Here is a 19,136-nt window from a genome sequence, read left to right as displayed (position 1 = left end):
AAGTTGGCTGTGATTCCTTTACTATTTCAAATCTTAGCAGGAAATATGCAGCCGCGTCCTATGAGATGCTCAGGATGAAGTGACTTTTCCGGTTTTATAAAATTCGTCAATTGCTTTATCGACATACACCCAGCCTTTCCAGCCGATGTGGATGGTGTCTTTCATGAAATACGGGTCATATTCATGTCCTGAGAAATCAGCAACCTGGAAGCCCTTCGCTCTGATTTGTTTATTTACCTTTTTGTAATAGTCAGTGCGTCCTTTTTTCGGGAAGCCCGTGTAATCGTACCATTTCCCGTTAACCGGAATGGTGACAAACATAGGCTCTGCGCCCGCATCCTTCAGGATATCGAGCATCATTTCAAAGTCGCCATATTCCGGTGACACCGCATACGATCTTCCTTTGTTTTTCCCTTTCAGCTTAGGCACTTTCGGCTTCAGCTTTTTATAGACAGGGTTGTCGATGTGAAAATCGTTAGAACCGGAGTGGCGTTTGCCTGATTGATCCGCCAGTTTATTCAATTCAGACCATGACTTATCCTTTACTGACTGCGAGATATAGCGCTTTGGCCCGGATGATTCTGTTGTTGAATAATACAGATCTTTCTTTTCCAGCATGCTGTAATACACTTTGGCCGCCGGCTTCAGCGCATTCACTTTCCACGTCTGGCCGTTTACCATTGCTTTGTACAGCTCAGAAAGAATGGCATCGTTTTGCACAGCCTTAAAGCGAAGCATGCGTTTCATCATTTTCTTTTTAATTTCAGGGTCGATCTGATCGTTAAATGCCAAATCAAGCCCTTGCAGCGCAGAATAGTTCGGCGCGAAATGCTGTTCATCAGACCCGCGCTTAATAAACCATTGCGGAGACACGATGAATACGATTTTTTTGCCCTTCAGCTGATCCATATGGGCAGCGAAGTTTAAAGAATGAATCAATGACTGGGATCCGCCTTTGCCGACAAGGTATGGCGTGAATCCCTCATTGTTTACCTGAAAATAATTAGATGGGTGGAACTCGTCCAGCCGAGAAAGCTCAGAAGACCCGTAAATCGGAAGATATGTCGGATCTTTGAGCATCTGATCTTGTAAATATAGCCCTTGAAACATACTCGGATTCAAGGCTGTTGCTGACTCTTTCACACGCTTATCGGTGATGAAGCCTGTCAGCCATGAAGATGGAATTGCGATGGCGCCTGCGAATAGAATAAACGCCAAAATAATTGGACCGAAAAAACGCTTTTTCATTATTTCAACTCAGACAGCTGATTTACAATGTTGTTAGGTGTATTCCAAACGTCCCGGTCAAATTCAGTGATCGGCACTAAAATATCAAAACGGTTTTCAATCGCAAGCAGCAATTCTACTGTTCCAAAAGAATCAAGCAAACCTTCTTCAAAAATTTCAATATCAGGATTTTCCTTTACGATGTCATCCTGGCAAACCTCTGCTAAAACGTCTAATACCTCTTGTTTAAAATCCATAGCTTTCTAATCTCCTTTAATGGTGGTGATGAAATGGTTTTCCTGAGAAAATATAAAACCCGAAGCAAACGAAATGGAATGTGATCACAATCGCGAGAATGGTTGTCCAGCGGTTGGACGGCAGCCATTTATATTTCTTATTCCACTTCTCGAAAAAGTTGTAACACGTCATCAGAACGGCATGATAGAGGCCGTAAATGATATATTGCGGCGCGAGCCCGTGCCAAACCCCCATCAGCATAAACAGCAGGAAATACCCGATGTTTGAGACGGCCATACGGTTTTTGATCCACTTTTTCTTAGTCATCCAAAATACGAATCTCATAAACACATAATCTCTGAACCAAAATGACAGAGACATATGCCAGCGATTCCAGAAATCTTTAATATTTTTACTGATAAATGGTTTATTAAAGTTTTCTGGTGATTTAATGCCCATAATGTAGCTGACCCCGACGGCAAACATCGTGTAGCCGGCGAAATCAAAGAATAAATACATGCTGTAGCCGTACATGTACAGCAGGTTCCCAAGAATCTTATTGTGCGTGATTGCGGGAAGATTCATGATGAAGTACGTATTGATCGCGTAGCCGATAATAAATTTATACAGGAAACCGATGAAGATTTTATGGATTCCCGTATACAGCAGGTCGGCGTATTCTTCTTTCGTCCAAGCCTTCTGTTCATCCTTGACGAACCGGCGGTATCTGTCGATCGGGCCGGAGGAAATCGTCGGGAAAAACAGGATGAAATACAGCAGGCGGTGCAATGGCAGCTGTTCTTTCAGCAGTCCGTCTCTTGCTTCCATAATCAGCTGAACGCCTTTAAAGGTTAAATATGAAATACCTAAAAAGCTGATCAGGTTATGCGGCGGATGATGCGGCTGCGGGTGTGAAAGAAACGGCCATATTTTTGACAGAAATAAAGGCAGAATAGACGCGATAACAGCTCCGCAAAAGACAAAGCCGCTGTTCGCTTTCTGCCGGTATGCCAGATAGCCGCTGATCAGGAGCACCTGCCATATTGTAAACAGGCACAGCGCGATGACCCCGTGTAAGTCGTGCGAAAAAATTAAAGCCAATATAATGATAGATATGAACATGTTGTATGCTTGAAATCTTTTTCCGTTTAAGCCGAGAATGATCGTCGGCAGAAGAAGAATGCCAAGCAGTATAAAGAATAAAAACGAGCTGTAAGGCGTCATACAAGAACCTCTTCGCCAATGCGTTTTCGGTCAATTTTGCCGTTAGCCGTCATTTGAATGTGATCCTGATAGATAAATTTTCTCGGGATCATATATGCCGGAAGAGAAGCGGCAAGCTCTTTTTTAATAGCGCTTGTCAGCTGGAATTCCTTCTCGAACTCATGCTCCTCAGGCACAATAGCAGCGATCAGGTACTCAACTGTTCCGTTTGGCTGATAAGGAATCACGACAGCAGAGCGAACGTACTGTGACTGTCTGACATGGAACTCGATTTCCTCCAGCTCCATTCGATAGCCGTGAAGTTTAATCTGAAAATCCAAACGTCCCTGGCAGAAAATCTGACCGTCTTGAATAAAGCCGGCATCGCCAGTTCGGTATGCCCACTGGCCTTCATGGGAGAAAAACGCTTTTTCCGTCAGCTCTGGCTCACCAAGGTAGCCTCGGCTTACACTCGGCCCTGCAATGACGATTTCTCCTTTTTCTCCATCAGGAAGCGGCTGTCCCTCTTCATCCATAATGAAAATATTCATATCTGGTTTGGCGAAGCCCACTGGAAGCGATTCGCTGCGGCTGATGACGTCATCCGTAATTTCAACCGATGTGACAGCCACTGTCGCTTCAGTCGGGCCGTACGTATTAAAAATCTTCGCTTTCGGAAAACGCTCAAGCAGCGCTTTTGCCACAGAAACCGGAAGAACCTCTCCGCAAAACATAAATGTGTCCGCATGAGGCAGCAGATCCTGTGAAAAACCCGGATCCATCAGGCACATTTGCACAAAGGAAGGCGTTGATGTCCACACATTCAGCCCGGACTTCTTCAGCTCTTCAAATAAGACTTTCGGCTTGTTCACAGCATCCTTTGTCACGCAATGTAAAGTCCCGCCTGATTGAAGGCACGGATATAGGTCCATGACAGACAAATCAAATGAGAACGGTGCTTGGTTTAAAAATATTTTTCCTCCGCTGACTGGAAAGTCTGCACAAATCCAGTCTGTGAAGCTTTGAAGGTTCGCAGCGGAAATCTGCACGCCTTTCGGATTTCCTGTGCTTCCGGAAGTGTAAATGATATAAAACGTTTCGTGTTCTTTGACCCATTGATCTTGGCTGACAGAGCTGCCTTCGTTTTCCAGCAGTTCTTCCGCAGAAACTGTCTGAATCTGCTGGCCGACTGCATCAATTGAGAGTCCTGCTGCATGGATCAGCAATTCTGCTCCAGAGCTTTCGATAATTTTCGCAATCCGTTCGGACGGAATGGACAGGTCAACCGGAATATAAGGATGTCCCGCTTTGACACTTCCCAAGAAGGAAACGATCATGTGCGGGTCCATGTGGCCGTACACAAGGATAGGAGATTTCTTTTCCCCAGAAATGCGTTTTTGGATCGCGGCAGCCGCGCGGTCAGACTGCTCCCATAATTCCTGATACGTGAGCGACTGGCCTTGAGAGCGGAAGGCATCGGTTTGCGGATAAGTTTCCGCATGTGTTTGAATAGCATGTAAAAGTTTCATAGTTATTCTCTCTCCAATTAGAAATCGTTATAAATATATGAACCGGTATTCGCGGTGTGAAAACCATACATAAAAAACAAAACAAGCAGTATCATCAAATAAAAGCCTGTATGACATGTCCACTTGACAGCGGGTTTTTCATACAGCTGTTTCATTAATTGCAGCATATCAAAAATTCCCTTCACGTTTTTTCGACAATCACATGAGTATTTGACGATCAGATGCTCAAAAAGTTTCATTTTTTCCCTAATCTCCCTCAAATTAATATATCGGCGTATGTTTTTGAAAATGAATCTTTATACCTGCAAGGGCAAGAATGGAATGTTTCGAGCTGATTCATAATAAAGGAAAAGATACCTGGAGTCAAAAGATCTTTTTAACTTTTAAAAAGTGTAATGTACTTAAAAAAAATTTTCTGTACCTGTTCGATCAAGTGGAAGCAGAAACCTAATGAAATCGGGGCGGAAGCGTATAATAAGAAAGAAAACGCCTTCTTGCGGTATCTTGTGAAATAGGGGAGAAGTCATTATGATAGATAAGGAAGCAAAAAAAGAGTTTTTAACAAGCTGCCGGCTGAAAAAAAGTAAGCCTTTTAATAGAAAGGAAGAGGAAGATGAACCAAACAAATAAGGGTGAGGGTCAGACAGCGCCGCAAAAAGAAAGCATGGGGCAGATCCTTTGGCAGTTAACCCGTCCTCATACGTTAACCGCATCGTTTGTGCCTGTGCTGCTCGGAACCGTTTTGGCGATGTTTTATGTGAAGGTTGATCTGCTGCTGTTTTTGGCTATGCTGTTTTCTTGCCTATGGATCCAGATCGCGACGAACTTATTTAATGAATACTATGATTTTAAACGCGGGTTAGATACAGCAGAATCAGTCGGAATCGGAGGGGCCATTGTACGCCACGGAATGAAGCCTAAAACGATTTTGCAATTAGCTCTGGCCTCATACGGGATTGCCATTTTGCTCGGTGTCTATATTTGTGCAAGCAGCAGCTGGTGGCTTGCGCTGATCGGCCTTGTCGGCATGGCGATCGGCTACCTGTATACAGGCGGGCCGCTGCCGATCGCGTACACGCCGTTCGGTGAATTATTCTCAGGCATTTGCATGGGTTCGGTGTTTGTGCTGATTTCATTTTTCATTCAGACAGATATGATCAACACGCAAAGCATTTTGATTTCCATCCCGATTGCGATTCTTGTCGGCGCGATTAACCTGTCGAACAACATTCGTGATATTGAAGAGGACAAAAAAGGCGGCCGCAAAACATTGGCGATTTTGATGGGGCATAAGGGAGCTGTTACTCTGTTAGCTGCGTCGTTTGCTGTCGCTTATATCTGGGTTGTCGGCTTGGTTATTACCGGTGCCGCAAGCCCATGGCTGTTTGTCGTCTTTTTGAGCGTACCTAAGCCGGTTCAGGCAGTGAAGGGCTTCGTCCAAAAAGAAATGCCGATGAATATGATTGTCGCAATGAAATCAACAGCCCAAACAAATACATTTTTCGGATTCCTGCTCTCGATCGGATTATTGATCAGCTATTTCCGATAATAAAAAAGACCGCTCGTATCGTGCGGTTTTTTTTTGTTACAATCGACCGCATTTTGTAAAAAAATTCATAGAACCTTGCAGCAGACAGGGACGTCTAGTACATGGACAGCGGATAAAGTTCCGTTAAAGGAGATGACGAAAATGGATTTATCTGTAACACATATGGACGATTTAAAAACAGTAATGGAAGATTGGAAAAATGAATTATTAGTTTATAAATTTGCGCTAGATGCGCTCGATACAAAGTTCTCAATTATCAGCCAGGAATATAACCTCATTCACGGACACAACCCGATTGAACATACAAAATCCCGTGTCAAAAGCTTTGAAAGCATCGTGAATAAGTTAATGAGAAAGGGCTGCGAAATTACGACGAAGGAAATGAAGGAGCATATTCACGACATTGCGGGTGTGCGCATCATCTGTTCCTTTATTTCTGACATTTATAATGTCGTGAATGTGTTGAAGCAGCATGAAGATTTGAGAATCGTAAAGGTAAAGGATTATATCCAGACACCCAAACCGAATGGCTATCGAAGCCTGCATTTAATCATTGAGATGCCTGTGAATTTAACGAACCGTGTGGAATACGTCAAAGCAGAAATTCAAATCCGGACAATCGCGATGGATTTCTGGGCGAGCCTTGAACATAAAATTTACTATAAATTGAACAATGACGTTCCAAAGCAATTAACAGATGAGCTGAAGGAAGCCGCGGAGATTGCCCATTATCTAGATGAGAAAATGCTGGGGATTAAGAAAGAAGTGGATTAAAAAAAGACGGCACCCAAGTGCCGTCTTTTTTTATTTGATATCTTCAAAAATGTCAGTTGCTTTGGCCTTCAGTTGTTTCTTAATGGTTTTTGGTTTCTTCTCTTTATTCACAGCCTCATAGACAGCGGCTGTCACAAGATCGCCTGCTTGCTGGAGGCGTTCTTTGCTGATATGTTCGATCGAGTCTTCGGGGGTATGATACCATGGCTCAACTTCTTCTGTTTCCGGGTCTCCCCAAATAAAGTTGGCGGAATCAATGCCGGCTTCGTGGAACGGCACATGATCAGATGATCCTCCCTGTGTCAGAGACAGGCTGTCAAACCCAATTTTTTCAGCAGCCGTATGGCTGGATTCCCAAACATAGTTAGATTGGCCGTCCAATGTGTTGACATACAGCTCAGACGCTTTTTCCCAGCTTGTGCCTACCATATCTAAGTTGAAGTTCACTTCGCTTCGTTTCAGCTCTTTTTCCGATAGATGATCTACATAGTGAGAGGAGCCGAGCAGGCCGAGCTCTTCGGCGCCGAAAGCGATAAAGCGGATTTCTTTATCAGATGGAACGCTTTTTAAGACACGCGCCATCTCCAGCATAACAGAGGTTCCTGAGCCGTTGTCATTTGCTCCGGGCGAAAAAGGAACACTGTCGTAATGGGCCGTCACGTACACAATGTCTGGATGTTTGATGTTCTTTGGTTTTTTGATTCCGATGATATTCTGGGAGGTTTGGTTTGTGAATGCTTTTAGTTTTAAGGTGGCTTCTTTGTGCTGGGTAAGCGCTTCGCCGTCTTCTTTCTTAATGCCGACGACCGGAATGCCGACTTTATTTCCCGACAGGTTTGGCGTCATAGGCACGAGGCTTTCTTTGTTGTTATAAATGATGACAGCTTTCGCTCCGGCGGCTTCGGCATTTTTGGCTTTCTCGTAATAAGTCAGGTCTCCTCTGGAAATTAAGGCGATTTTGCCCTTGGCGTCAGCGGTAAAGTCCTTTTGATAGCCCAATCCCGCATTGTAAAGCGGGGCCGTCAGCCCTTGTTCTTTAGTCGGAGCTGGACCGGACGCCGCTTGGAGAAGAATATTGCGTCCTGCTGAAGACAGTGTTCCCTCAAGCCGGTCAGGAATGTTGAATCGTTGAACCTTCACATCAAGCTTTAATTTTCTCATTGATGAGGCGATCAATAGGGCACTCTTTTTTTCAGCTGCAGTTCCAGCTATTCTGGGGCCGATTGCTTCACTTAGCTGAGAAATGGTAGAGTACGCATGCTTTGCTTTGAATGGAAGCTCGCGCTCGCTATTTGATATTTGTACAGCGTGCGCGGCGGGGGTGACACTCTGTACCGGCAAGAGCAGTGTGCCGGCAGTTAAAACAGCCATCGTCATGACAGTCAAAAGCTTTTTCATCAAAAATAAACCTCCCCTAAATGTATGGTTGGGGAATATTTCGGGATGCTAAAGGAGTTTCCTGCAAGATGGAGAGCGTTTTTGAAAAGACAGTGCTTTATACCTGCAAAAAAACGCTTATGAATGAAGGGTCATAAGCGTTTCGGAATATCAGACTATTGGAGCTTTAAAAACTTGCGTTTGCCGACTTGGATGATCATATTCTCTCTTATCTCTGCTTTGGCGTGAACATCTGTTATTTTCTCTCCGTCGATGCGTACACCGCCGTTTTGAATCATGCGGCGCGCCTCGCTCTTCGAAGAGAGGAGCTCCAGCTTGACGAGCAGATCAATCATCGCTATCGTTTTCTCGCCTTTCCAGTTTACGGCCGGTATATCTTCTGGCAGGCTGTTTTCCTGAAAGACTGTTTTAAACGAGTGTTCGGCAGCTTCTGCTGCTTTCTCTCCGTGATACATTCGGACGATTGTTTTGGCTAAAAGCATTTTAGCATCACGCGGATGAACGGCGCCGGTTTCTAAGTCTTTTACGAGCTGTTTTTTCTCTTCAAGCTCTAAGTCTGTCGCCAAGTGGATGTATTTTTTCATCAGGCTGTCGGGCAGTGACATCGTTTTTCCGTACATGTCGTTTGGATGTTCGTTAATGCCAATGTAGTTGTGTTTCGACTTCGACATTTTCTCGACGCCATCCAAGCCTTCCAAGAGCGGCATAAGGATGACGACTTGTTTTTCTTTGTTGTATCGTTCTTGAAAATGCCGTCCCATGAGGACATTGAAATGCTGATCCGTTCCGCCTAATTCAATATCACTTTCGAGAACGACAGAATCATATCCCTGCATCAATGGGTAAAAGAATTCATGCAGTGAGATTGGTTTTTGCATGGCGATGCGTTCTTCAAAATCGTCGCGCTCCATCAGGCGGGCTACCGTTATTTTCCCTGCTAATTCAATGACATCTTCCAGATTCAATGTTTTCAGCCATTTCGAGTTGTAGTGAAGCTCGACTTTTTCTGGATCAAGCACTTTTCCGAATTGCTCAAAGTAGGTTTTGGCATTGTGCTGAACTTCTTCATTAGTCAGTTGCTTTCTGGCTGCCGATTTTCCGGTCGGATCACCAATTTTTCCTGTGAAATCCCCAATTAACAGCTGGACAATGTGGCCGTTTTCTTGAAATTGGCGAAGCTTATTTAACACAACCGTATGGCCCAAATGTACATCCGGTGCAGACGGATCTAATCCGAGCTTAATTTTAAGCGGCGTGCCCGTGGAAATTGATTTCACGAGCTTTGCCTTTAATTCCTCCGGCGGTATGACTTCGTGGGCGCCTGTCATGTATAGCTGAAGCTGTCTTTCTACCTCTTTTTGCTGTGACGCTGTGAGCTGCTCAAATGTTTTCATCACTCTTCCTCCTTTTTTTCAAACACAAAAAGAGCCCATCCCGATAAGGGACGTGGCTCAATGCACGCGGTACCACCCTGGTTGAAGACATCGTCTTCCGCTCATTCGAATAACGGTTTCCCGTTCTTTGCTACTTTTAAGGTTCACAAAGAAAGCTCGGGGAGGTAATTCACGTTTGCTGTGTGCCGGCTCGCACCTTCCGCCGGCTCTCTGAAACAGGGAGACAAACCGCTACTGGATTCCCGTCAAAGCTTATGTTGTATGAAGATTGTCAGCTACCTTTCTAAGCAGCCCTGTCAATATTTTCTGTTCGTCCTTCGTCATTCCCGCAATGAGCTCTGTTTCCCCTTTGTGAAACTCCGGGTAGAGTTCTTCGATCGCTTGTTTGCCGGAATCGGTGATTGAGACAAACACGAGTCGCCGATCTCTTGTGTCGATGCTTTTACGGCAAAAACTCTTTTTTTCGAGCGTTTTGATCACGTTGCTTGCTGTAGCTGTAGATATCCCTGACAGCTCAGCGATTTTTCTCGTTTCGAGCGCTCCCCATACCCATAGATCATAAAGAATAGAGAAAGCGGTCCAAGAAAGGTTATAGGAAGAAAGAACCTCAGTCTCCATTTTGACTCGGAGCCTTTGTGCAGACCGATACAGATTCGTAGCGATCGAAATGGCTTCCAGGTTGAGTGACTCGACGGGCATTTGTTTGAGCTTAGAAAGTGTATCGTGTTCTTCCTTCCGAAGCTGCTGATGTTGATGTGAACGTTCCATTTTTTAGGCCTGCCTTAAATTATCAGAATCATTAGCTATGAAACGAATTGTAACAGAGTCTGGTGTGAACTTCAAGCCCATATATCGGTTGAATAAAAAAAGCCCAAACAACGCCAAAATAAACAAAAAACCGCAAACGGGGTGCAATCTTGCAAAAATATGTTCAATCCGTCTATAAGCATGATTCGTTTCATCTGTTTTCGACAGAGCACGTAGTGACGTTAGCGATTATCGCCCTTTTGGCCATTCTGTTGTTTTTGTTCCAAGATGGGGTCAAGCAGCCGAGGGCCAGCCGGTTTTTGCGTTCTCTGTTTGTGTTTCTTTTGCTTGGTTCGCAAATCGGCTATCAAATATGGATGGTCGCCACGGGCAGGTGGTCGGTGCGCACTTCATTGCCTCTCCAGCTTAGTGACCTGTCGGTGTATTTGTCAGCTATTATGTTAGTGACAAAAAGCAGAAAGCTGTTTGTGTTTTTGTTTTTTGTCGGCATCGGCAGTTCGATTCAGGCTCTTGCCACTCCTGACCTCGGAATGTTTTCATTTCCGCATATCCGATATATCCTCTTTTTTATTTCTCACGGGTCTGTGTTTTTATCCTGTCTGCTGATGGCTGTGATTGGCACCTACAGAATGGGCCAGCGCTCGTTATGGGTGACAGTCCTGCTTGTTAATGTGTACGGCGTCTGTATTTTCCTGATTGATCGCTGGCTTGGCGCGAATTATATGTATTTGACGAAAAAACCGGGCGGATCCTCTCTCTTAGATGTTCTCGGGCCATGGCCATGGTATATCGTCTCGGCTGAAGCCATCACAATCGCAAGCTTTTTCATTCTTTATTGGCTTTATCGCATCTTCAAAAAATGACACCTTTTTTGTTGTATCACACATTCTGTTTAAAAAAATGTCGGAGAACGTGTTTATTTTTTTGAAAAAGGGTATGTAACTTGTACAACAAAAAGGGAGATGAATACCATTGAGGAAAGATGAAATCATGCATATCGTATCATGCGCAGATGATAATTATGCTCGTCATTTAGGTGGGATGTTCGTTTCTTTATTGACTAACATGGATCAGGAGAGAGAGGCAAAATTATACGTCATTGATGGCGGAATTAAGCCTGATAACAAAAAAAGACTGGAAGAAACCACTTTGAAATTCGGAGTGCCGATTGAGTTTTTAGAAGTGGATACCAAAATGTATGAACATGCGGTAGAGAGCAGCCATATTACAAAAGCCGCGTATTACCGCATTTCGATTCCCGACTTAATTAAGGATGAAAGCATCAAACGAATGATTTACATCGATTGTGATGCGCTTGTCCTAGAGGATATTTCTAAGCTATGGGACTTAGACATTGCGCCATACACCGTAGCCGCTGTTGAGGATGCGGGGCAGCATGAACGCCTGAAAGAAATGAACGTCACTGATACAGGGAAGTATTTTAACTCAGGTATCATGATTATTGATTTTGAGTCTTGGAGAAAGCAAAACATCACAGAAAAAGTCATCAACTTTATCAATGAACACCCAGACGAAGACTTTCTTGTGCTGCATGACCAAGATGCACTGAATGCGATCTTGTATGATCAGTGGTATGAACTTCATCCGCGCTGGAACGCTCAAACCTATATCATGTTAAAGCTGAAAACCCCACCGACTCTGTTAGGGCGGAAGCTTTACAACGAAGCGAGACAAAACCCGGCAGTCGTCCACTTCTGCGGCGGTGAAAAGCCTTGGAATTCTAATACGAAACACCCATATCGCGATCAGTATTTCCATTACATGTCGTATACGAAGTGGAATACGATCAGCAACCCGGCGATCAACCAATAATACAGGTATAAAAAAACGCTTTTGAGATGATCAAAAGCGTTTTTTGTTTGCCTCAGCGTGCGACTGACCGTTGGTAGAACCGCTGAATATGCATGGCGATGTAGCACAATTCTTTTTCAGGAAACTCAAAGCCGTATTCCTTCTTCACAAAGGTGCCGATGCTTAGGGCACACAGGAAGGCATCCTTAAACTTCTCTTTAATGATGTCGATCATTTCTGCGTCCAGCTCGTAAATGGATTCGCCTGCTTTGATATGCTGAATGGCAAAGCGGAGATGGGTCACGAGCCGTTCATAAGAGATGGTATCTTCAACGATATTAATAGACAGTTGAATTTCGATAATCTCGATAATATCACGGATCATGGTTGTAATATCAAGCGTTTGTGTCATATCGCCGGCATTGTTTCTTGCTGTGTGGATATGCATGGCGATATTGCCGATTTCATCATCAGGAATGTGAATCCCCAGTTTATCTTTAATCAGGGCTCTGGCCCATAAGCCGATCTGGAACTCCTTTGGATAAAGGACTTTGATTTCATTCAGCAGCGGATTTTTGATAACCATCCCATTGCTCAGGCGTTCAATTGCAAAAGAAAGATGGTCTGAAAAAGCGACATGAATGCGCTCGTTGATTTTGATGTTCAGCTCTTTTTCGGCATGAGAGATAATTTGCTCAGAAATCTGAATGTGGTCTTCAGGCAATGTTTCTAAAATCTCTTCGAACTGCTTATAGTCAGGTGTATCTTTTCTGATAAAGGTTTTTTCTATTTTTGACGGATCGACAATGTCATTCTTCTTTTTGTTAAACGCAATTCCTGCACCCAAGAGAATCTTCTCTTCATTTTGATCCTTTACGACGATAGCATTATGATTTAAGATTCTTTTAATTTTCATAGCTTTTTTGTCCTTTCATCCCCCGTTTTATGAATGAAATCGAATAAATCCAGTTATTCTGTCTCTTCTTTAAACCCGAGAAACAATGTAGCTATAAAAGCAGAGACGGCTGCGATCAAGAAACCGATCATATAATGAACAAAATTCGCGGCGCCAAACGGCAGCACAATTGAAATCATCGGAATGCCTGTCAGCCCGTATGAATTTGCCACAACTTGTACCGCAACCACGTATGCTCCGCCAATAGCACCGCCGATGGCTGCTCCGATAAAGGGACGGATCAGTTTGAGATTTACCCCGAATACAATCGGCTCAACAATGCCTAAAAACGCGGTCAGAGAAGCGGGGAGCGCAATTTTCTTCAGGCTTGATTGTTTCGTTTTGAGGAATACCGCAAGCCCCGCTCCGCCTTGGGCCACATTCGCCATCGACCATATCGGCACTAAAAAGTTGACACCGACATGCGGATTAGCAAGCAGCGTTGCCTCAATTGCATAAAAGCTATGATGCAATCCAGATAGGACGATGGTAGAGTAGATGCCGCCGAAAAGGGCTCCGGCGGCAATGCCGGCGTGATCATAGATATAGACGATCGATTGTGTCATGATCTGGCCGATGATGGACGCGGCGGGATTCATCACAATCAGCGCGAGGCACCCTGTCACCATGACCGTAATAAAGGGAATGATCACGACATCAAGCGACTTCGGCACAATCGATTTTAATAGCTTCTCAATTTTGCTCATGACAAAAACGGAAAGAAGAATCGGTATCATGGAACCCTGATAGCCCATCATTGGGATATGAAGCCCCCATATGTCTAAAGAAGACGGGGTTTTGCTGCCGAGCATAGACGGGTCCAGCAGATCAGGATGCGTTAAAAGCCCTGCGATCACTGCCCCTAGGTATGGGTTGCTGCCAAATTGCCGTGCGGCACTGAAGCCAACTAAAATTGGCAGTAAAATAAAGGCTGTGCTGGACACGAGGTCGAGCATTTTAATCCATGGGCTGCCGGCAGCGAACCAATGAAACACCTTAATCATGCCGATCAGCCCCATAAGCAGGCCGCTTGCTGTTATTGCCGGAATAATCGGCACAAAAATATCGGACAGTGTTTTTGCAAAAGCTGCGGCAGGGTTTAGCTTCCGGCAGGCTTTTTTCTGGTGGACAGGCTCTTCAGAAGGCGCGGTCTCCCATACATGAACGACTTCTTTATATATTTTGTTGACGACGCCTGCTCCGAAGATAATCTGGAAAAGGCCATAGCGGAAAAAGGTGCCCTGCACACCTTGCAGGTTCTCAATGGCATGTATATCAATTTTCGTCTCGTCCTTTACATCAAAACGAAGACGGGTCGTACAATGGCTGATGCTGATAATATTGTTTTTTCCTCCTGCGAGCAGCAGTAATTCTTTTGCAATCTCTTTATGCAAGCAATCAAAACCTCCTTTGCTGAAGAAAAGTCGGCTTGTTCATCGTATCAAATGAAAAGTTGACAATCAAAATGAAAAAAGTGAGAAATACCGGCTGAAAATGACAAAAATGCCCGCGTCGACGACGGAGCATGAGAATAGGGGTTGTCCAAGGCGCCGTTATGAGCCCAACACGAAAAGAAGAGTTAAAATGCCCTGCTTTTTAGGCACTAATACTCCCTTTGCATCATTGGGTCTTGCCTGCCTGCCCAGTCACAATCCCGCCATATGTGGTGATAACTGTAATAACGTTCATTTTATGCTGTTCATGGCTGTATAGCAATAGTATGAAAAGCCTGTACAATGGATGGGAAAAAGGTTGTGTGTGGTGTTCTTAGAATGTAAACAAAAACCTTTAAGACCTGGAATGCAAGTCTTAAAGGTTTTTGTTTACTTTTTCGGTTTGACGGCGTTCAGCCGTTTTTGCAGCTTTATTTTTTCATTGGATGCTTTTAATTGATTCACTGCAGACTGAGCGGATGTCTTTGATTTCTTTGTTTTGTCTTTTTTTGCTTTCTTCACTTTTGCCTTGGCAGTTTCGACTTTTTTTGCTTCAGCCGCCGCCACCTTTTTCTTCACTTTGTCTAACCGTTTTTGCAATGCCGTTTTGTCCTTGCCTGCTTGAAGCTGATTGACGGCTGATTGTGCTTTTGCCGCATTTGCATCAGTTGATTTCTTTTCAGCCGCAGATACGGCTTGCTGTGCCGTCTTCAAGTTGGTGCTCTTCACTTTGTTAAGGCGTTTCTGCAGGGACGTTTTTTCTGAACTTGCAGGCAGCTTGCCAATTGCTGATTGTGCGCTGTCCACATCTGTTTTCTTTTTGCTTTTTTCCGCTTTCGCAACTTTGTCTTTCGCATCTTTTACATTTCTGTATGACTGTACTTTATCCAGTCTTTTTTGCAGGGCAGTTTTGGCGTCGGAGCCCGGCAGCTGTCTGACGAGTTCTCGCGCTTTGTTGATATCGATTTGTGCTTTTGTTTGTTCCGCTTTTTTCACCGCTTGCTCTGCTGCCGCGTACGCTGAATCTGTTGCCTGTGCTTTATATTGGATTAAGCCGTAGCCAAATTGCTGATCGCGGCCTGCGGTACCAAGATCAACGATGTTTTCCCGCATTTCCTCGCGAAGCTGGACGTTTGTCTCGGCAGGATCACGCTGTTTTAACAAGGCAAACATGGCAGCGGCGTGCGGTGTCGCTTGGGATGTTCCGCTTCCCGTTGCATAATACTGGTTTAAGTAAGTGCTTGTGATGTTTGTCCCCGGCGCTGAAAAATCAACTTCATCTCCAGTTGTTGAGAAGGAGGCAAGCTGATTCTTTTCGTTTGTTGCTGAAACAGCAACGACACTGCTGTATGCCGCCGGATAATTCACTGGCTTGCCGTTTCCGTCGTTACCGCTGGCGGCAACAAGCAGAACGCCTTGTTCATATGCTTTGTTCACGGCGTCATGAAGTATTTTGCTGTCTGACGTCGTGCCAAGGCTCATATTGACGATGTCCATCCTGTTTGCGATCGACCAGTCAATTCCTTGGAGAAGGCTTTGAAGATCCCCCGAGCCGTTCTGATCAAGCGCTTTAACCGCGTATATTTGTGCTTCCGGTGCGATGCCGTCAATTCCGTAGCCGTTATGCTTGGCTCCGATAATCCCTGCGACATGTGTTCCGTGGCCGTTATCATCTTTGTAAGAAGAGGTATAACTGACAGCTGAATACCCGCCGGCAATCGACAGGTCATCGTGGGGGGAGATCCCGCTGTCAATGACGGCAATTTTGATATTTTTTCCTGTCAGTCCTGCCTTCCAAGCCTGTTTCACCTGAATGGGCTCAAGGTTCCATTGCTCAAAGTTGTCAGAGGTGTCAGTGCCGTCTGACAGCACTTTGAAATCCGTACTGTCTGCTGCGGTAAATGATACGTTGTTTTCTACATACAAAATATCAGGATCCTGCTTTAATTCTTTTACTGTCTCCTGGTCTGCTGTGACCGCTACCGCGGGAAGATGCTTATACTGCTGTTCAACATCAGCATCACTGTCCAGGATGGTTTCCTTTCCGGCCTTGTTTTTATAAACCACAATAACCTCTTTCTCACTGTTGTTTTGCGCATGAGCGAGAGGGCCTATGGTGAGAAAACTGAAAAACAGAGTGACTGATACAACAAGTTTGCAAGACATGTTTTTCATGATTCATCTCCTTTTTCTATGATGTTTGATATATATATCGGAGAAAAAAAGAGAGATTGATAGTAAGAAGGAAAAAATTTTTCATGGGCAGGGTTGTTTAGCAAAATGCAGATTTTTTCCGCATGAAGAGGAAATTTTCCAAATGAATTTGTAAGCGTTTTCAAAATAAGATAAAGAAAACATTGCGGAGGTTGTTCACAAAGCAATGAGAAAAGGGGGCTTTTAAGATGAGCACATTCACTCGGGTGATGGAGGAAAAAATAATGCCTGTCGCCGGGAAAATTGCTGGGCAGCGGCATCTCAGCGCTTTGCGTGACGGAATTATCCTGACCATGCCGCTGATTATTATCGGGTCTGTCTTCTTGATTTTAACGAGCCTGCCGATTCCGGGGTATGCTGATTTCATGGCGAGTGTGTTTGGGAACGAGTGGGCCGATAAGCTCGGATATCCTGTTAACGCTTCGTTTGATATTATGGCGATGATTGCCGCTTTTGGGATCGCCTATCGGCTGGCAGAAAGCTATGGTGTCGATGCCCTTTCTGCCGGAGCGATTTCAATTGCCGCATTTCTGCTGGCAACGCCGTTTGAGGTGCCGTTTACACCGGGTGGCTCAACGGAACCCATCATGGTAGGGGGCGGAATTCCGATCACGCTGCTCGGCAGCAAGGGCTTATTTGTCGCCATGCTGATCGCCTTGTTTTCAACCGAAATCTATCGGTACATTATTCAAAAAAATATCGTCTTCAAAATGCCAGACGGTGTGCCGCCTGCGGTAAGCAAATCGTTTGTCGCGCTGATTCCCGGCTTTATCATTGTGTTTCTCGTGTGGCTGGCGCGTCTTCTGATTGAAATGACACCTTTTCAGAGTCTGCACAATGTCGTAGGAGACCTGCTTGGCACACCGCTTTCCATCCTTGGCGGCAGTCTCGGCGGAAGCCTGATCGCTGAATTTGTGCAGATGCTACTTTGGTCGTGCGGGATTCACGGGGCTTCCATCATTGGCGGAATCATGGCGCCGATTTGGTATGGCGCGATGGATGCCAACCGTCTTGCCTTCCAAGCGGGCGAGGCGCTGCCGAGTATTTTTACGACTCAGTTCTTTCAAATTTGGATCAATGTCGGCGGGAGCGGGGCGACGCTGGCGCTTGTCCTGACGATGCTTGTGCGCTCCCGGAGCAAACAAATGAAGCAGCTTGGACGATTAGGAATCGGCCCTGCGCTATTTAATATCAACGAGCCGATCATTTTCGGCATGCCAATTGTCATGAATCCGCTCCTTATTGTCCCATTTATCATCGCACCGCTCCTCACGATTACCGCGACTTATATCGGCATGAGCACCGGGCTGGTGGCAAGACCGGCCGGAATCGCGGTGCCATGGACGATGCCGCCGCTCATATCAGGTTACCTGGCGACAGGCGGAAAGGTGTCGGGCGCCGTTATGCAGCTGGTGAATCTGCTGATCACCTGTGCCATCTACTATCCGTTTTTCAGAATATGGGATCATCAAAAATGGCGGGAAGAGAGTGCGGTTGAATCTGGGGATAAAAATGTGATGTGATAGATGATCAGCCTGTCATAGGCTGATCATCTTCTTTCAAATGAAAGGGAAATGTTAGAATATGTAAAGGAGGTGCGCATGCTAGATTATATATGGTTAGATGACGAATCACCGATCTTACAACAAGTACCAGTTGAATACTCATCTACCGCTATTATCTTTTCTCCTTTTATCCAAATGCCTGAAGGATGGGAGAAAGGAAAAAGAAAAAATGATTATGAGCATATTTATCCAAACGATGATGAAATAAGAGGAAAAGGCAAGGCTGTTTCCTGGAAGAAGGTTATGTCTTCTTGCGGCTTTCAAACACATGCTGAGCTGGCGCTGGCTTTAATGACGTCGATAGACGCTGTAAGGGACGAGTGCGCAAGAGAGGATTTGGCTGAGGTGTTACATGAAAACATAAATGGAGACCTCTATTATCCCAGTGAGGATCATATTTCAAATTTTCATATTCCGAGTTTGGTAAAGGTGTTAGGTGTGAACGGATCCAATCGGTTTTATTACGCAGAACCGATTGTGGAAAACCGCGGCGTTTTGGACATAACTGAGGCCAACTTGCGGACGGTTCTTGATGAAGCCGCAGCAGAGCTCGTTTTGACTGATGAGAAAATGGACTTTGTGTTTATGAGTGTATATGACTCATTCATTAATGTCTTTTTAGCCAAAGATGAAAACATCCATGAATTGGTTGAGCGTATGGGCTGGGAAGCTATGATTTGCGATGAGTCAACGTATATCAGTTGGTATAGATAAAAAAGAACGTACATCACAAAATGTACGTTGGATATGTTGAATTTTCCCTATTGTTTTGCTCTGTGCGAAGGTCTATAGCGGTTTCTTGAATATGAAAGTATATATAAATAGACGCCAGTTTTTTTCTGTAGATTTTCTTTCTAAGCTCTTAACTGATAAAGAAAGTACTACTCGATGATATCCTGATACAATATCTGTAAATCATCAACTCCTTGATGTATAATGTCAGCTAGTTTTTGATTTTATTTCAATTTATAAAAAGACACTCCTATAATAGAGCGAGAACAATGCATTTTAACATAAATTTCAATAAAAGCTATAAAAAATTGGTAAACGAAGTCGATATTTGTTAAGTGCACCTATT

18 protein-coding genes and 1 other annotated feature are annotated in these 19,136 nt (G+C 44.6%); of the genes, 7 read left to right on the top strand and 11 right to left on the bottom strand.

The annotated features are described in order from the left end of the window. Positions 1-69: 69 nt before the first annotated feature. The 5 genes from dltD to MHH79_RS19855 are packed head-to-tail and all read right to left on the bottom strand — an operon-like array spanning position 70 to position 4,363. The gene (gene dltD, locus MHH79_RS19875; RefSeq protein ID WP_003227323.1) at positions 70-1,248 is read right to left on the bottom strand and encodes a D-alanyl-lipoteichoic acid biosynthesis protein DltD; all 1,179 of its coding nucleotides are present in this window, start codon (positions 1,246-1,248) and stop codon (positions 70-72) included. Further along, positions 1,248-1,484: a D-alanine--poly(phosphoribitol) ligase subunit DltC gene (gene dltC / locus MHH79_RS19870; RefSeq protein WP_003227325.1), complete on the bottom strand. Its 237-nt coding sequence runs from the start codon at positions 1,482-1,484 to the stop codon at positions 1,248-1,250. The genes dltD and dltC overlap by 1 nt, the downstream gene beginning before the upstream one ends. Positions 1,485-1,500: 16 nt before the next feature. After that, positions 1,501-2,688, bottom strand: a complete 1,188-nt coding sequence (gene dltB / locus MHH79_RS19865; RefSeq protein ID WP_003227327.1) for a D-alanyl-lipoteichoic acid biosynthesis protein DltB — start codon at positions 2,686-2,688, stop codon at positions 1,501-1,503. Then, the gene (gene dltA / locus MHH79_RS19860) at positions 2,685-4,196 is read right to left on the bottom strand and encodes a D-alanine--poly(phosphoribitol) ligase subunit DltA (RefSeq protein WP_100505970.1); all 1,512 of its coding nucleotides are present in this window, start codon (positions 4,194-4,196) and stop codon (positions 2,685-2,687) included. Before dltA ends, dltB begins: the two co-directional genes overlap by 4 nt. Positions 4,197-4,213: 17 nt before the next feature. Next, positions 4,214-4,363 carry a teichoic acid D-Ala incorporation-associated protein DltX gene (locus MHH79_RS19855; protein WP_003227330.1) on the bottom strand — a complete coding sequence of 50 codons (150 nt, stop codon included), beginning with the start codon at positions 4,361-4,363 and terminating at the stop codon, positions 4,214-4,216. Positions 4,364-4,512: 149 nt separating this feature from the next. Between MHH79_RS19855 and MHH79_RS19850 the strand changes: the two genes are divergently transcribed. The 3 genes from MHH79_RS19850 (at position 4,513) to ywaC (ending at position 6,519) form a co-directional block, all read left to right on the top strand. Then, positions 4,513-4,647: a hypothetical protein gene (locus MHH79_RS19850; protein WP_047183393.1), complete on the top strand. Its 135-nt coding sequence runs from the start codon at positions 4,513-4,515 to the stop codon at positions 4,645-4,647. A 162-nt stretch (positions 4,648-4,809) separates the two neighbouring features. Beyond that, on the top strand, positions 4,810-5,745 hold the full coding sequence (locus MHH79_RS19845) for a 1,4-dihydroxy-2-naphthoate polyprenyltransferase (protein WP_015250916.1): 936 nt from the start codon (positions 4,810-4,812) through the stop codon (positions 5,743-5,745). Between the two features lie 141 nt (positions 5,746-5,886). After that, a complete protein-coding gene (ywaC, locus tag MHH79_RS19840; RefSeq protein ID WP_003244564.1) occupies positions 5,887-6,519 on the top strand; it encodes a GTP pyrophosphokinase YwaC in 633 nt (210 codons plus the stop codon). 30 nt (positions 6,520-6,549) lie between these two features. On the opposite strand, the gene ywaD is transcribed toward ywaC, so the two are convergent. From ywaD to ywaE, 3 genes are all read right to left on the bottom strand, one after another. Then, entirely contained in the window at positions 6,550-7,917 is a 1,368-nt protein-coding gene (ywaD, locus tag MHH79_RS19835; RefSeq protein WP_340034847.1) for an aminopeptidase YwaD, read from the bottom strand. 155 nt (positions 7,918-8,072) lie between these two features. Further along, positions 8,073-9,314, bottom strand: a complete 1,242-nt coding sequence (tyrS, locus tag MHH79_RS19830) for a tyrosine--tRNA ligase (protein WP_100505968.1) — start codon at positions 9,312-9,314, stop codon at positions 8,073-8,075. Positions 9,315-9,354: 40 nt separating this feature from the next. Next, positions 9,355-9,569: a binding site (T-box leader), on the bottom strand. Further along, positions 9,564-10,079, bottom strand: coding sequence for a tyrZ transcriptional regulator YwaE (ywaE, locus tag MHH79_RS19825; protein ID WP_003227345.1), 516 nt, complete (start codon positions 10,077-10,079; stop codon positions 9,564-9,566). Its footprint overlaps the feature before it by 6 nt. A gap of 149 nt (positions 10,080-10,228) precedes the next feature. Here ywaE and MHH79_RS19820 point away from each other — a divergent pair, with 149 nt between their 5' ends. Both MHH79_RS19820 and MHH79_RS19815 read left to right on the top strand, forming a co-directional pair. After that, positions 10,229-10,942, top strand: a complete 714-nt coding sequence (locus tag MHH79_RS19820; RefSeq protein ID WP_100505967.1) for a TIGR02206 family membrane protein — start codon at positions 10,229-10,231, stop codon at positions 10,940-10,942. 109 nt (positions 10,943-11,051) lie between these two features. Next, the gene (locus tag MHH79_RS19815) at positions 11,052-11,912 is read left to right on the top strand and encodes a glycosyltransferase family 8 protein (RefSeq protein WP_063334865.1); all 861 of its coding nucleotides are present in this window, start codon (positions 11,052-11,054) and stop codon (positions 11,910-11,912) included. Positions 11,913-11,964: 52 nt separating this feature from the next. Here MHH79_RS19815 and sacY read toward each other — a convergent pair whose 3' ends face one another. The 3 genes from sacY to MHH79_RS19800 all read right to left on the bottom strand — a co-directional run bounded on the left by sacY (position 11,965) and on the right by MHH79_RS19800 (position 16,454). Continuing rightward, positions 11,965-12,807, bottom strand: a complete 843-nt coding sequence (gene sacY, locus MHH79_RS19810) for a transcription antiterminator SacY (RefSeq protein WP_003244589.1) — start codon at positions 12,805-12,807, stop codon at positions 11,965-11,967. A 53-nt stretch (positions 12,808-12,860) separates the two neighbouring features. Further along, positions 12,861-14,240, bottom strand: coding sequence for a SacY negative regulator SacX (sacX, locus tag MHH79_RS19805; protein WP_100505965.1), 1,380 nt, complete (start codon positions 14,238-14,240; stop codon positions 12,861-12,863). Positions 14,241-14,669: 429 nt separating this feature from the next. Next, positions 14,670-16,454, bottom strand: a complete 1,785-nt coding sequence (locus MHH79_RS19800) for a S8 family serine peptidase (protein ID WP_340034846.1) — start codon at positions 16,452-16,454, stop codon at positions 14,670-14,672. A gap of 227 nt (positions 16,455-16,681) precedes the next feature. Here MHH79_RS19800 and celB point away from each other — a divergent pair, with 227 nt between their 5' ends. Beyond that, positions 16,682-18,016: a PTS cellobiose transporter subunit IIC gene (celB, locus tag MHH79_RS19795; protein WP_063334863.1), complete on the top strand. Its 1,335-nt coding sequence runs from the start codon at positions 16,682-16,684 to the stop codon at positions 18,014-18,016. A gap of 78 nt (positions 18,017-18,094) precedes the next feature. Beyond that, positions 18,095-18,772, top strand: a complete 678-nt coding sequence (locus MHH79_RS19790; protein ID WP_340034845.1) for a DUF2711 domain-containing protein — start codon at positions 18,095-18,097, stop codon at positions 18,770-18,772. Positions 18,773-19,136: the final 364 nt, after the last annotated feature.

Origin of the sequence: Bacillus sp. FSL K6-0993 (assembly GCF_037977205.1) — a bacterium.
Classification (GTDB): Bacteria; Bacillota; Bacilli; order Bacillales; family Bacillaceae; genus Bacillus; species Bacillus subtilis.
This window is presented reverse-complemented; position numbering and strand designations above follow the sequence as displayed.